The 13,025-nt window shown below is 70.1% G+C and carries 12 protein-coding genes; 3 read left to right on the forward strand and 9 right to left on the reverse strand.

All coding sequences use genetic code 11. The features are described 5' to 3' along the window. Positions 1-57: 57 nt before the first annotated feature. Entirely contained in the window at positions 58-816 is a 759-nt protein-coding gene (locus ABZX61_RS03945) for an SDR family oxidoreductase (RefSeq protein WP_355191319.1), read from the forward strand. Positions 817-827: 11 nt separating this feature from the next. Here ABZX61_RS03945 and ABZX61_RS03950 read toward each other — a convergent pair whose 3' ends face one another. The 8 genes from ABZX61_RS03950 to ABZX61_RS03985 form a co-directional block, all read right to left on the reverse strand. Further along, positions 828-1,685 (reverse strand): phosphotransferase, encoded by an 858-nt coding sequence (locus ABZX61_RS03950; RefSeq protein WP_355191321.1) that lies wholly within the window; start codon positions 1,683-1,685, stop codon positions 828-830. Continuing rightward, entirely contained in the window at positions 1,686-2,681 is a 996-nt protein-coding gene (locus ABZX61_RS03955; RefSeq protein ID WP_350729896.1) for a LacI family DNA-binding transcriptional regulator, read from the reverse strand. 32 nt (positions 2,682-2,713) lie between these two features. Further along, the gene (locus ABZX61_RS03960; RefSeq protein ID WP_350729897.1) at positions 2,714-4,084 is read right to left on the reverse strand and encodes a GH1 family beta-glucosidase; all 1,371 of its coding nucleotides are present in this window, start codon (positions 4,082-4,084) and stop codon (positions 2,714-2,716) included. Beyond that, positions 4,081-4,884: a carbohydrate ABC transporter permease gene (locus ABZX61_RS03965; RefSeq protein WP_350729899.1), complete on the reverse strand. Its 804-nt coding sequence runs from the start codon at positions 4,882-4,884 to the stop codon at positions 4,081-4,083. Before ABZX61_RS03965 ends, ABZX61_RS03960 begins: the two co-directional genes overlap by 4 nt. After that, positions 4,881-5,843, reverse strand: coding sequence for a sugar ABC transporter permease (locus ABZX61_RS03970; protein WP_350729901.1), 963 nt, complete (start codon positions 5,841-5,843; stop codon positions 4,881-4,883). Before ABZX61_RS03970 ends, ABZX61_RS03965 begins: the two co-directional genes overlap by 4 nt. After that, the gene (locus ABZX61_RS03975) at positions 5,840-7,138 is read right to left on the reverse strand and encodes an extracellular solute-binding protein (protein WP_350729903.1); all 1,299 of its coding nucleotides are present in this window, start codon (positions 7,136-7,138) and stop codon (positions 5,840-5,842) included. Before ABZX61_RS03975 ends, ABZX61_RS03970 begins: the two co-directional genes overlap by 4 nt. Positions 7,139-7,261: 123 nt before the next feature. Beyond that, positions 7,262-8,152: a serine/threonine-protein kinase gene (locus ABZX61_RS03980; RefSeq protein ID WP_355191324.1), complete on the reverse strand. Its 891-nt coding sequence runs from the start codon at positions 8,150-8,152 to the stop codon at positions 7,262-7,264. Positions 8,153-8,214: 62 nt separating this feature from the next. Continuing rightward, positions 8,215-10,044, reverse strand: a complete 1,830-nt coding sequence (locus tag ABZX61_RS03985; protein WP_355191326.1) for an N-6 DNA methylase — start codon at positions 10,042-10,044, stop codon at positions 8,215-8,217. 76 nt (positions 10,045-10,120) lie between these two features. Here ABZX61_RS03985 and ABZX61_RS03990 point away from each other — a divergent pair, with 76 nt between their 5' ends. Together ABZX61_RS03990 and ABZX61_RS03995 are read left to right on the forward strand one after the other, a co-directional pair. Beyond that, a complete protein-coding gene (locus tag ABZX61_RS03990) occupies positions 10,121-10,891 on the forward strand; it encodes a protein phosphatase 2C domain-containing protein (RefSeq protein WP_350729907.1) in 771 nt (256 codons plus the stop codon). 181 nt (positions 10,892-11,072) lie between these two features. Then, entirely contained in the window at positions 11,073-11,945 is an 873-nt protein-coding gene (locus ABZX61_RS03995; RefSeq protein WP_355191328.1) for a CHAP domain-containing protein, read from the forward strand. A gap of 23 nt (positions 11,946-11,968) precedes the next feature. Here the strand turns inward: ABZX61_RS03995 and ABZX61_RS04000 are convergent, their stop codons facing one another. After that, positions 11,969-13,018 carry a glucose 1-dehydrogenase gene (locus ABZX61_RS04000; protein ID WP_355191330.1) on the reverse strand — a complete coding sequence of 350 codons (1,050 nt, stop codon included), beginning with the start codon at positions 13,016-13,018 and terminating at the stop codon, positions 11,969-11,971. Between the last annotated feature and the right edge of the window lie 7 nt (positions 13,019-13,025).

The raw sequence follows: 13,025 nt of genomic DNA on the forward strand, positions 1-13,025 counted from the left end.
AAAGCTATAACAGCCGGTCTTGGACGAGTGAGGGAGCCGAGACCCACGATGGAGCGCATGAGAGATTTGTCGGGAAAAACGGCATTGGTAACCGGAGCTTCGCGCGGGATCGGGCGGGCCATCGCCGAGCGCCTGGCCGCCGACGGGGCCCGGGTGATCGTCCATTACGCCAGCAACGACGACCTGGCCAAGGAGACGGTGGCCGCGATCGAGGGCGTGGGTGGGCAGGCGTACGCGGTGAAGGCGGCGTTCGAGGACGGCGTGGACGCGTTGTTCGAGGGCCTCCGGGGGGAGCGGCTGGACATCCTGGTCAACAACGCCGCCATCCTCGCCGGGGTGCTGGGCACGGTGAGCGAGGAGCAGTTCGACCGGGTCTTCGCGGTGAACGTACGGGCGCCGTACTTCATCATCGAACGCGCCCTCCCGCTCCTGAACGACGGCGGCCGGATCATCAACATCTCCTCGGCCGTCGTCCGCATCGCCCTCCCGGACCTCGTCTACTCGATGACCAAGGGAGCCCTGGACACGCTGGGCTTCAGCCTGGCGCCCCTCCTCGGCGACCGGAACATCACCGTGAACACCGTCTCCCCGGGCGTCACGGAGACGGACATGAACGCCTGGCTCCGCGCGGACGACGGCACCGCCGAGCGCGCGGTCACCGAGGTGACCGCGCTGGGCCGCATCGGCCGCCCGCAGGACATCGCGGACGCCGTGGCGCTGCTCGCGAGCGAGGAGTCCCGGTGGATCACCGGTCACGTCCTGGACGTCACCGGCGGCTACTTCCTCGGCCCGCGCGGCGGCGTGATCCCGGTCTAGCGGGGAGCGCTCTAGCGGGTGGCGCCGCTGGGGTCCCGGAGCCACGCCTCCAGCGTCGCGCGGGCGTCGGCGGCCCCGGTGGGCAGCCGCAGCCCCCTGAGGAGCATCCACAGCGTCCCCTGCAGGGCCCGCGCCGCCAGGAACTCCCGCAGCCCGGGATCGTCGGGATCGTGCCCATAGGCCCGGACGGCCGCCCGGCCGTCGAGCCGCTGCGTGCGCAGCAGGCAGGCCAGGTCCCACTCGACGGGCGCGGCCATGCTCTCCTCGAAGTCGTTCCAGAGCAGCCCGGCGGGGGTGGCGAGGAGGTTGCCGGGATGCGCGTCGCCGTGGACGGCCTGCGCCGTGCGGCCCGCCAGCCGTTCGGCCAGGCCCGCGTGCGCGTCCCGCAGCCGTGCCAGCACGTCAGGCGGGACCTCCCCGTCGAGCAGTTCCAGCAGCCGCACCGGCTCGTCGAGCACCGGCCCGAGATAGGGCAGCTCGCCGGGAAAGCCCCGCAGCGCCTCGTGCAGCTCAGCGAGCGCCCGCCCGGCCGTCTCCGGGCCCGTCCGATGGCCGGGATCGTGCTCGACGTGCTTCCAGAAGGAGACCGCGACCCCGTCACGCAGATGCGGCCCGGCAGGCAGCAGGTCGCTCGGCGGCACGACCGGCACGCCCTGCCCGTGCAGGTAGGACACGACGTCCAGCTCCCGCCGCAACGCGTCGGCGGGCCGCGCCCGCCCCAGCGCGGTAACCGTCGGCACCCGCGCCACGATCGGCGCCGGGCGCAGGTGGACCCGGAGGTTGAACGAGTCGTTGAGGACCACCGGATCCGCCACCCGGATGCCGTGCTCCTCGGCCAGGGAGACGGCGGTGGCCACGGCGGGGATCATCTAAGCGGACTCCCTGATCACCAGCTCCGTGGGCATGATCACCGGCTCGGCCGGTCCGCCCTCGAACAGCCCGAGCAGAAGCCCGACCATGGCCGCCGCCTGCTCGGCCACCGGGTGCCTGAGCGTGGTCAGCGGCGGTTCGGTGTATTTCGCCGCCTCGATGTCGTCGAAGCCCACCACCGCCACGTCGTCGGGCACCCGGCGCCCGGACTGGCGGAGTGACTGCAGGGCGCCGACGGCCATCAGGTCGTTGGCCACGAACACGGCGTCCAGGTCGGGGTCGTCGCGCAGGAGCTGCCGCATCGCGACCGCGCCCGACTCCCGCGTGAAGTCGCCGATCGCCACGATCGACCTGAGGTCGGAGTCGCGCAGCACGTTGCGGTAGCCGGCCAGGCGGTCCTGGCCGCCGATCATGTCCTGCGGGCCCGCGATCGTGGCGATCCTGCGCCGTCCCGTCTCCACCAGGTGCCGGACCCCGATCTCCGCTCCGCCGACGTTGTCGTTGTCGACGTACGGGATGTCCACGGGAACGGCGGGCCGCCCGTAGGAGACCACGGGGACGCGCAGGCGCGACAGCGCGGCCGGCAGCGGGTCGGCGCCGTGCATGGAGATCAGCATGACCCCGTCGACGTGCCCGCCCGCGATGTAACGCTCTACCCGGGCGTGGCTCTTGGCGGAGGAGGCCAGCATGAGCACGACCTGCTTGTTCACCGCTTCGAGCGCCACGGACGCCGACCTGATCGCCGTGGAGAACATCGGGTCCTCGGAGAAGACCCGGGTGCCCGGCTCGCTGACGACCAGGGCGATCGAGTCGGTGCGCTGGGTGACCAGGCTGCGCGCGGCCGAGTTGGGCACGTAGCCCAGCTCGTCGATCGCGCGCTGCACGGCGTCGCGGATATGGGGCGCCACCGTCGTCTGGCCGTTGACGACCCGGGAGGCGGTGGCGCGCGAGACCCCCGCCCGGGCGGCGACCGCCTCGAGGGTCGGGCGTCTCATGACTGCACCAAGTGGGAGAGCACGGAAAAAATCTACAGGCCGTTCCTGGTGATGACGTCTCTGTACCAGAGAGCGCTGTCCTTGAGGATCCTGGCCTGGGTCGCGTAGTCGACGTGCACGATGCCGAACCGGCGCCGGTAGCCCTCGGCCCACTCGAAGTTGTCGAGCAGCGACCAGACCAGATATCCGCGCAGGTCCGCGCCCGCCCCGATGGCCCGGTGCACCTCGCGCAGGTGACCTTCCAGGTACGCCACCCGCTCGTCGTCGTGCACCCGGCCGTCCGCCACGACGTCGTCGAAGGCCGCGCCGTTCTCCGTGACCATGAGGCCGACCTGCGGATAGTCCTGCGAGAGCCGTACGAGGAGCCGGGACAGGCCGTCCGGCACGATCGGCCAGCCCATCGCGGTCGTCGGCGCGTCCGCCGCCGCGAACCTGACGTCCTCCGAGCCCGGCCACGCCGCGTCGGCCGGCAGCCCCGGGCCCGACTCGACCACGCACGGGTTGTAGTAGTTGACGCCGACCAGGTCGATCGGCGCGTTGATGAGCGCGAGGTCGCCGTCCAGGATGTGCTCCGTCCCGCCGTTGCGCGCCGCCGCCTCCAGGATCTCCGGCGGGTACGTGCCGTGCACCGCCGGGTCGAGGAACTGCCTGGTCAGCAGCGCGTGGACGCGGTCGGCGACGGCCGCGTCCGCCTCGCCGGCCACCGCCGAAGGGTCGTTGACCTGGGCGGGGGTGAGCACCGGGGAGGAGTTGACCACCAGCATGAGGCTGCGCGCGCCGGACTCGCGCAGCCGCCGCGCGGCCAGCCCGTGGCCGAGCAGCAGGTGGTGCGCCGAGCGCAGGGCGTCGGCCGGGTCGCGGCGGCCCGGCGCGTGCACGCCGTTGCCGTAGCCGAGGAAGGCCGACACCCATGGCTCGTTGATCGTGGTCCAGTCGCCCACCCGGTCGCCGAGCCGGTCGTGGACGGCCTGGGCGTAGTCGGCGAACCGGTACGCCGTATCGCGATTTGTCCACCCACCACGGTCTTCGAGGGCTTGGGGAAGATCCCAGTGATAAAGCGTGACATAAGGCGAAATTTCGGCGGCGAGTAGCTCGTCCACGAGCCGGTCATAGAACGCCAGCCCGCGCGGGTTGACCGGACCCGCGCCGTCCGGCTGGACGCGCGGCCACGCGACCGAGAACCGGTAGGCCCCCAGCCGCAGCTCGCGCATCAGCCCGACGTCCTCGCGGTAGCGGTGGTAGTGGTCGCAGGCCACGTCGCCGGTGTCGTCGTCCGCCACGTTCCCGGGGGTGTGGGAGAAGGTGTCCCAGATCGACTGGCCCCGCCCGTCCTCCTTGACCGCCCCCTCGATCTGGTACGAGGCCGTCGCGGCACCCCAGACGAACTCCTCGGGAAAGATCATCCCTTAACAGCTCCTTGCATGATTCCACCGATGATTTGCCTGCCGAACAGGGCGAAGACGGCCACGAGCGGGAGCGTGCCGATCGCCGTCCCGGCCAGCCCGAGCACGTAGTCGTTGACGTACCCGCTGGCCAGCGTGGACAGCGCCACCTGGACCGTCGGGTTGTCCGGGTTGAGCACGACCAGCGGCCAGAAGTAGTCGTTCCAGGCCGACATGAACGTCAGCATGCCGAGCACCGCCGCCGCCGGACGGGCGGCGGGCAGCACGACGTGCCAGAACAGTCCCCACGTCGAGCACCCGTCCACCCGGCCCGCCTCCAGCAGTTCGGTGGGCAGGGCCCGCGACAGGTACTGGGTCATGAAGAACACGCCGAACGCGTTGACCAGCGCCGGGACGATCAGCGCGTAGGTGGTGCCGGTCCACTCCAGCTTCACCATGAGCATGTAGAGCGGGATGATGCCGAGCTGCGCCGGGACCATCATGGTGGCCACGGTGATCACGAGCATGACGTTCCTGCCCCTGAACTTCAGCTTGGCGAAGGCGAACCCGGCCAGCGTCGAGAAGAACATCACCGCGATCGAGATCGACCCCGCCACGATGACGGAGTTGAGCAGCGCGAGCCCGAAGGGAACGGTGTCGAAGACCCGGGAGACGTTGGCGAAGAAGTTGCCGCCGGGGATCAGCGGCGGCGGCACCTGGCCCAGCGCCGAGTTGTGCCGGGAGGCCACCACGACGCTGTAGTAGAGCGGGAAGGCCGAGAAGAAGGCCACCGCGGTCAGGGTCAGATAACGCAGCCTCATATCAGGCCCCCTCTCACCCTGCGGGTGATCAGGAAGTTGACCAGCGCGACGATCACCACGGCCAGGAACATCAGCCAGGACGCGGCCGAGGCGTAGCCGAAGTCGAACGTCGAGTTCGCGAAGCCCTGCTCGTAGACGAACAGCGCCAGGGTCTGGAACTGCCGGTCGGGCCCGCCGGTGGCGATGCCGCCCCCGCCGCCGCTGCTCTGCCCGAACAGCAGGGGCTCGGCGATGATCTGCATGGCGCCGATCGTCGAGACGATGACCACGAAGACGATCGTCGGCCTGATCATCGGGATCGTGATCCTGCGGAGCTGGGTGAAGCCGCTGGCGCCGTCGATGGTGGCGGCCTCGTACAGCTCGCGCGGCACGGCCTGCATGGCGGCCAGGAAGATCAGCGCGTTGTAGCCGGTCCAGCGCCACATGATCATCACGGAGAGCGCGAGGTGCGAGGTCGCGGTGCCGGCCGCCCAGTCGATGCTGCCGACCCCGAACCACGAGAGCACCCAGTTGATCAGCCCGAAGTCCCGGCCGAAGAGCTGGCTGAAGATGACCACGACGGCCACCACGCTCGTGACGTTCGGCAGCAGCAGCGCGACCCGGAACAGCGTCTGGAACCGCAGCCGCCGGTTGAGCAGGTGCGCCAGCCAGATGGCCAGCATGAGCTGCGGCACGGTCGAGAGCACGCCGATGGACAGGGTGTTGAACGTGGCGTTCCAGAAGTACCCGTCACTGAGCAGCGTCGAGTAGTTGTCCAGCCCGATGAACGTCTGGGTCTCCGACAGCAGCGACCACTCGTGCAGGCTCACCCAGGCCGTGTAGACCAGCGGGAACAGCCCGAAGGCGCAGAAGAGCAGGAAGAACGGCGCCACGTAGGCGTACGGCGACACCCTCAGGTCGAGGGTGTGCCGCACGCTGCGCCTACGCCGTCGCGAGACCGCGAGGGGAAGGGAGCTCATTTGATCTTCTTGACGTCCTCGAGCACCTGGGTCCACGCCTCGTCGGGCGACTGCTTGCCCTGCTCCACGCGGCCGAGGCCGTTGCCGACGGCCGTGCGCACGTCGGCCTCCTTGGGGCCGAGGTGCTGCGGCTTGAGCGCTTTGGCGGCGTCAGAGTAGATCTTGCCGATGGGGGCGTCGCCGAAGAACGGCTTGGTGAAGTTCTGGATCGACGGGTCGTCGTAGAGGGCCGGGATCGACGGGAACGTCCCCTCCTCCTTGAACACCTTGGCCTGGTTGTCCTTGGAGGTCAGGAAGTCGATCAGCTCGGCCGCCTCCTTCGGGTGCTTGCTCTGCTTGGGCACCATGAGGTGCGAGCCGCCGCTGTTGCCGGAGCCGCCGGGCACGGTCGCGATGTCCCACTTGCCGGCCGAGTCCTTGGCCTGCTCCTGGATGAAGCCGGTCATCCAGGCCGGGCAGATGATCGTGGCGAACGAGCCCTTGGCGAAGCCGGTGTTCCACGGCGGCGTGAAGGCCGCCAGCTTGGCGGTCAGGCCCTCCTGGGTGAGCTGGTTGGACAGGTCCCAGGCCTTCTTCACGTCGGGGTTCGAGGCCACGATGATGTTGTCCTGGGCGTCGTACAGGCCGGTGGGCGCCTGGTTGACCATCGCGCGGAAGATCTCGCCGGGGGAGTCGACGAACTTGGCGCCCGCCACGTTCGCCGCGCCGAACTTCTTGCCGGTCGCGATGTACTGCTCCCACGTCGGCCAGAGGGCGGCCACCTCGGTCCGGTCGGTCGGCAGCCCGGCCTTCTTGAACAGGTCCTTGCGGTAGCACATGGCCAGGCCGCCCACGTCGGTGCCGAGGCCGAGCACCTGCGTGCCGTCCTTGCTCAGGCCCTGTTGCCACTTCCAGTCGAGGTAGTCGGGCTGCCGCTTGTCCAGCCCGTACTGCTTGAGATCGACGAACTTGCCCGGCTGGGCGGTGAACGTGCTGATGTAGCCGACCTCGACCGCCTCGATGTCACCCGCGCCGGCGTTCGTGGCCAGCCGCTTGACGAGGTTGCTGTGGTGGTCGTTGAACTGCGTGACGTTCTCGACGATCTCGATGTCGGGGTGGGTCTTCTTGTACTCCTCGTAGAGCGGTTTGAAGCCGAAGTCGCCGAAGAGGCCGACGGTGAGCTTGATCTTCTCTCCCGGCTTGGCGCTCTCCGTGGCGGTGCTCCCGCCGCCGCCTCCGCCGCCGCAGGCCGTCGCCAGGGCGAGCAGGGACGCGGTGATCAAGGGCATGGCGAATCGCCGGACGCGAGGGGTCATGGAACCCTCCTGGGTCGGTGCTTGCGAGGTATGTGAGAGAGCGCTCTCTCAAGAGATTCGCGGCGATAACACCGGCCTGTCAACGGGGGCTAAATAACGATCCGGCTTAGCGAGAGAGCGCGTTCACGCGTTGAGCGCGCGGCCGGCCATGCGGGCGTACATGCGGCCGGGGCTCGGGGCCTCGGTGAGGAAGCCGGGCAGTACGGGCAGCTCGACGACGAACGGGTCGAGCCGCTCGTACAGCTCGTTCGCGTCGGCGGGCCGGTCGTCCGGCAGCTTCTCCAGCAGCTGCGACAGCAGCGCGTCCAGCTCGGGGGGCAGCCCGGGGATGGCCGGCGGGCGCTCCTTGACCTGCTTCTCGAAGACCATGTAGTCGGTGGGCCCGGTGAACAGCTGCTGCCCGGTCAGCATCTCGTGCAGCACGCAGCCGAGCGAGTAGAGGTCGCTGCGCGGCTCGGCGACGCCGTGCTTGATCTGCTCGGGAGCCATGTACGCCGGCGTGCCGAGGATCTGCCCGATCCTCGTGAACGTGGTGACCTCGGCGTCCCGGAGCATGGCCAGCCCGAAGTCGAGCACCTTCACGCTGCCGTCGGGGCAGAGCATGAGGTTCGTGGGCTTGAGGTCGCGGTGGCAGATCGCCAGGGCGTGGGCCGCCGACAGCACGGCACACGCTTGGGCCGCGATCGCGGCGGCCCAGCAGACGGGCAGCGGGCCATGCTCGCTGACCACGTCGGCCACCGTGACGCCCTCGATGAACTGCATCACCTGGTAGAGCCGCTGCTCGTGGGTGCCGAAGTCGTAGAGCACCGGCGCGCCCGGATGCTCGAGCCGGGCCAGGATGCGGGCCTCGCGGATGAACCTGCGCTCCAGCTCGTGATCGTGCCCGCTGGGCAGCCTGAGCAGCTTCACCGCCACCCGGCGGTCCAGGTGGCGGTCGTGGCCCGCGTAGACGGCACCCATGCCGCCTTGCCCGAGAGGGAGGTCGTCGAGCACATAGCGGTCGCCGATGACCATTCGCCCCTCCCCGCAGCCTTCCGGGAAAAAACTACACCGTCACGCGACGGAGTGCCGTCGGCTCACGGGTTGAGGCCATGGACCGGGGGATGCAGGTGGCCGTCGGCGAGGCCGTCGAGGCCCAGCCTGATCAGCGCCTGCCCCAGCGTCGAGGTCTCGCGGATGGCGTCTTCGAGCACGGCGAGCTGCCGGAAGGCGTCGCCGTACGCCTTCTGCTCCTTCAGCGACAGGCGCGGCAGCCGGGTGCGGCGCACGTCGAACCTGCTGGAGCCGGTGGTCGCCCGGCCGCCGGCGGCCCGCAGGAAGCCCGCCAGGAAGTCGGGGTCGAGCCGGCGCGCGTCCACCCGGTAGAGCGTCAGATGGGGCCCCAGCACCGCGCCGCCGCCGGCCATCACGCGAACGCTGGAGTAGGAGGCCACCACGTCACCCGGGCGGATCGCGATCAGGCCCTGCTGCATGGTGGTGGAGCCGGACGGCGGCGTGCCGTTGAGCACGTCGTCGGAGGTCAGCACGGGCACCTCGCCGCCGTCCGCGGCCATCTTGGGCGGAGCCTGCGACGTGGCCACCAGACCTTCCTTGATCAGGTCGCCCAGCGTGGTCGCGGGCTGGTCGAGCGGCTGCTCCAGGACCTTCAGGTCGGGCGGGGCCGAGGCGGCGGCCATGAAGCGGTCGCGGGCCTCGGCGTACGCCTTGCCGACGTCGTCGCGCCGCTGGTGGCGGGCCGGGGTCATGTCGACCTCGTCGGCCAGCAGGTCGATGATGCGTACGGTCTGGTCGGAACGGTCCTCCAGATACGCCTCCCAGGCCGGCTCGACGCTCGCCAGGTCGGCCGTGGCGTCGAGGATCAGCACCTCGGACGGCGGCCGCTCGCCCGCCGCCGGCCGGCGCAGCAGCCAGAGGTCCGACCCCGGCAGCGCGATGACGGCCCGCAGGGCGCCCGCGCGCAGCAGGTTGGCCCGGATGCGGCGGCCCGCCTTGCGGCTGGCGGCGGCCGGGGGCATGAGGATGGCGACCAGGCCGCGCGGCTTGACGTGGGTGAGGCAGTGCTGCACCCAGGCCAGCTCCGGCTCGCCGCGCGGCGGCAGGCCGTACTCCCAGCGCGGGTCGCCGGTCAGCTCCTCGTAGCCCCAGGCCCGCTCGTTGAACGGCGGGTCGCACACCACGGCGTCGGCCCGCTCGCCGGCGAAACCGTCGTCGCGCATCGAGTCGCCGGCCACGACCTCGGCCTCGATGCCGCGCAGCCGGAGCCGGGAGGCGGTGATGGCCGCCGAGGTCTCGCTGAGCTCCTGCCCGAGCATCCTGGCCGCCCCCGGCTCCGCCTGGGCATGCTGGTCGTGGGTGGGGGCGAGGAGCAGCGTGCCGACGCCGCAGGCCGGGTCGAGGATCGTCGAGCCGCCCGGCCGTACGAGGCTGACCATGAGCCCGGCCACGTCCTCGCGGGTCACGGAGAGCTGCCGCGAGTGCGCCTCGAGATAGCGCTCGCAGAGGAACTCGTACGCGGTCAGCGCGCCGAGTTGCTCGGCGAGCTCCAGCAAGAGCTCCGCCAGCTCCGGCTCCAACCCGCCCTTCACCGGCGATTCGGGACTCGGCTCACCCGGGGTGGCCGGGCGGGTCAGCAGGGCGCCGGCCTGGGCCACCAGCTCGCCCAGGCGCAAATCGCCCGCGGCTTTCAGGCGTTGCCACACCCGATCTCCCAGCGAGACCTGGTAGGACTTCCCATAGCGACGTAGCCAGGACTCGACCTGCCGGAGCGAGAAGAGCGGCTGGTTGGCCGTGCCGCCGATGGGATCGGGGAAGTCGTCGTGGCGACGGCGCCAGTTGCTCACCGCGGCACGCCCGACACCGGCGAGCCGGGCGATGTCCCCGGCGTTGACGGTCGGGTCGTGGCTCATGGTGCCCAGAGTAGTTCACAAGAGTCTTCAGCGCATCTGCTTGTGAAGTCTTTCAACCAATGATTTACTGCTGGGTATGAAGCACAACATCCGCTATGCCGCCGGATCAGACGTGGGCCGCCGCAGGGAGCAGAACGAGGATTCCGGCTATGCGAGTGGCCGGCTGCTCGTGGTGGCCGACGGGATGGGTGGGCACGCGGCCGGCGAGCTGGCGAGCTCGGCGGCGATCGCCGTCATGCGCGAGCTGGATGCCACGCTTCCCGAGACGGGCTCGGACCTCGAGGCGGCCCTGGAGGGCGCCGTGCACGAGGCGGCACGCAGGCTGGTCGAGCTGGCCGACATCGACCCCGCGCGCAGGGGGATGGGGACCACGGTGACCGCCATGCTGTGGGACGGCTACCGGTTCGCCCTGGCTCATCTCGGTGACTCCCGCGGATATTTGCTTCGCGATGGTGCGCTCTACCAGATGACCAAGGATCACACACTTGTGCAGTCGATGGTGGACGAAGGACGGATAACCGAGGACCAGGCCGCCGTGCACCCCCGGCGTTCGATGGTGCTGCGGGTGCTGGGCAGCGAGGGCAGGGCGGAGCCTGACATGGCGCTGCGCGAATCCGAGCCTGATGACCGCTACCTCCTCTGCTCCGACGGCCTCACGACCGTACTCGGTCCCGAGGTTCTGCACGAGGTCCTGACCACGGTGGCAGACCCGGGCGCGGCCGTCCAGCGGTTGATCGATCTGGCCAACGAGGGCGGCTCGCCGGACAACGTGACCGTGATCGTGGCCGACGTGGTCGCGCCGGGCTCGGGCGAGGTGGCCGTCTATCGCGTGGGGGCCGGCGCCTGACGGGAGTGGTCATCAGTCTCACCTGCCTCACCAGTCACAAAACCGAAATATTGGTTAATAGCACGACACTTTCCGAGTGATTCGCGCAATTTCCCGATGGCGCTACTACAGTCCATCGTGATTTATCGGTTTTCTGGGAGGAGTCACCCTGGACCCGATCGCGGACGAGCTGCTGAAGACGGTGCGGCAGGAACTCGGTTACAAGGAGAAGAACGGCCAGTTCACCAAGTTCGGCCAGTGGTATGCGGATCGCGTCCAAGACACCCAGTACCGCAACGGGCCCTGGTGCGACATGTTCATTGCCTGGGCCGCGGACAAGGCCGACCTCAGCCAGTTTGTGGGCGAGTTCGCCTGGACGCCCTCCCATGCCGCCTGGTTCATGAAACAGGGGGCGTGGACGCAGAAGCCCGAGCCGGGTGCGCTCGTCTTCTTCGACTGGAAGGGCGGCAAAAGCTACAAGGGCATCGACCACGTGGGGATCGTGGAGAAAGTCAGCGGCAAGAAGATCCACACGATCGAGGCGAACGTGGACCGGATCTGGCTCAAGCGCAAGACGCGGGAGACGGACAAAGTCGTCGGCTACGGAATTCCGCGCCTGGTCAAGGCCAGTGCCGACAAACTCGGGGAGATCCGCTCGACCGAGCGGCCCTTCGTGCCGGCGCCGCGCGTGGAGACCGGGCGGGGATCACCCTTGGACGTCCTGGGCACGCCGCCCGCGCTGCTGACCGCGATGGTGCTCATGACCGTCGTCCTGTCCCTCCGCATCACCGGCCGCCGCCGCGGCACCCACCGCCGCCTCGCCTTGCCCTGGAACGCACCAACCACCGAGCGTGCAGCGGCTCCGGCTCGGGACGGCGTTCCCGCTCGCGAACGGGTGACGGTCCCTGCCAAGCCCGCCCCTGCCAAGCCCGCCTCAACCAAGCCCGCGGAGCACGTGCAGGCCAAGCCCCGTCCCGCCCCGGCGCCGGCCGCCCGCCCGGCCAGGACGCGCGTCACGGCCGCCGCCACCAGGCACTCGACCTCGACGAGACGCAAGCCCTACGAGCCCGACTAGCCCGCGTTCCAGCCCGCGAAGTGCTAGGACGTGAGGTCGATGACCACCTTGACGTCGCGGTCGCGCTCGAAGGCGTCCAGGGCGCGCGACAGCGGGACCCGCCGCGTGATCAGCCGTTCGAGCCACCCGGTGTCGGCCTTGGCCAGCGCGTCGGCGGCGTCCCTGTAGTGCCGCAGGTTCGCGTTCACGGAGCCGAAGACCACGTCGTTCTCCAGGACGATGTCCCGGTTGATGAGCCCCGCGTCCACCCGGTGCTCACGCCCTCCCGGCGAGAGCCCGGCCAGGCAGACGATCCCCGCGGCGGCCGTGCCGACCATGGCGTCGATGACGAGCGACCCGGCCCCCGTGCACTCGATGATGATGTCGGGCCTGACCGTGGTGAGCTCCTTCAGCGACGAGCCGGAATGGTAGGTCCCGTCCAGATCCTCCACGAGCCGCGACTTGAGCCCGGCGGTCGAGCGGTCGAGCACGTGCACCTCCAGCCCCCGCTGCCGCCCCATCAGCGCCGCCAGCAGCCCGACGGGCCCGGCCCCCGTGACCAGCAGCGTCTGGGGATCGAACCAGGCCCGCGACCCGATCCGCTCGATCTGCTCCCACGCCTTGGCGACCACCGACGCGGGCTCGACCAGCATGCCGACGCTCTCCAGCGACGGATCCAGGCGCACGGCGTAGCCGGCCTCGACCGTCCAGCGTTCGGAGGCGTACCCGTCGATCTGCTTGATGCCCCGCTCGGTGTACTCGCCGTTGCGGCACATGTCGAACTCGCCGCGCTTGCAGGCCCCGCACGGCACGGGGTCGGGCCGCCGTACCACCCCGACCACCAGGTCGCCGGGCGAGTACGCGGACCCCTCGGGCACCTCCAGCACCCGGCCCAGCGATTCGTGCCCGAGCACCATGCGCTCCTTGCCGGGCGGCGGCCAGCCGTAATCGGCGGTGATCAACTCCCTGTCCGTCCCGCAGACCCCCAGCGCCAGCCCCTGGACCAGCAGTTCACCCTTCTCCGGTGCGGGATCGGGGACCTGCTCGACGGCGAGCGTCCCCTTCTTGCCCGGTGCGAACGTCAGTGCGCGCATGCGACGT

This window comes from Nonomuraea sp. NPDC003709, from assembly GCF_040610775.1.
Taxonomy (GTDB): domain Bacteria; phylum Actinomycetota; class Actinomycetes; order Streptosporangiales; family Streptosporangiaceae; genus Nonomuraea; species Nonomuraea angiospora_A.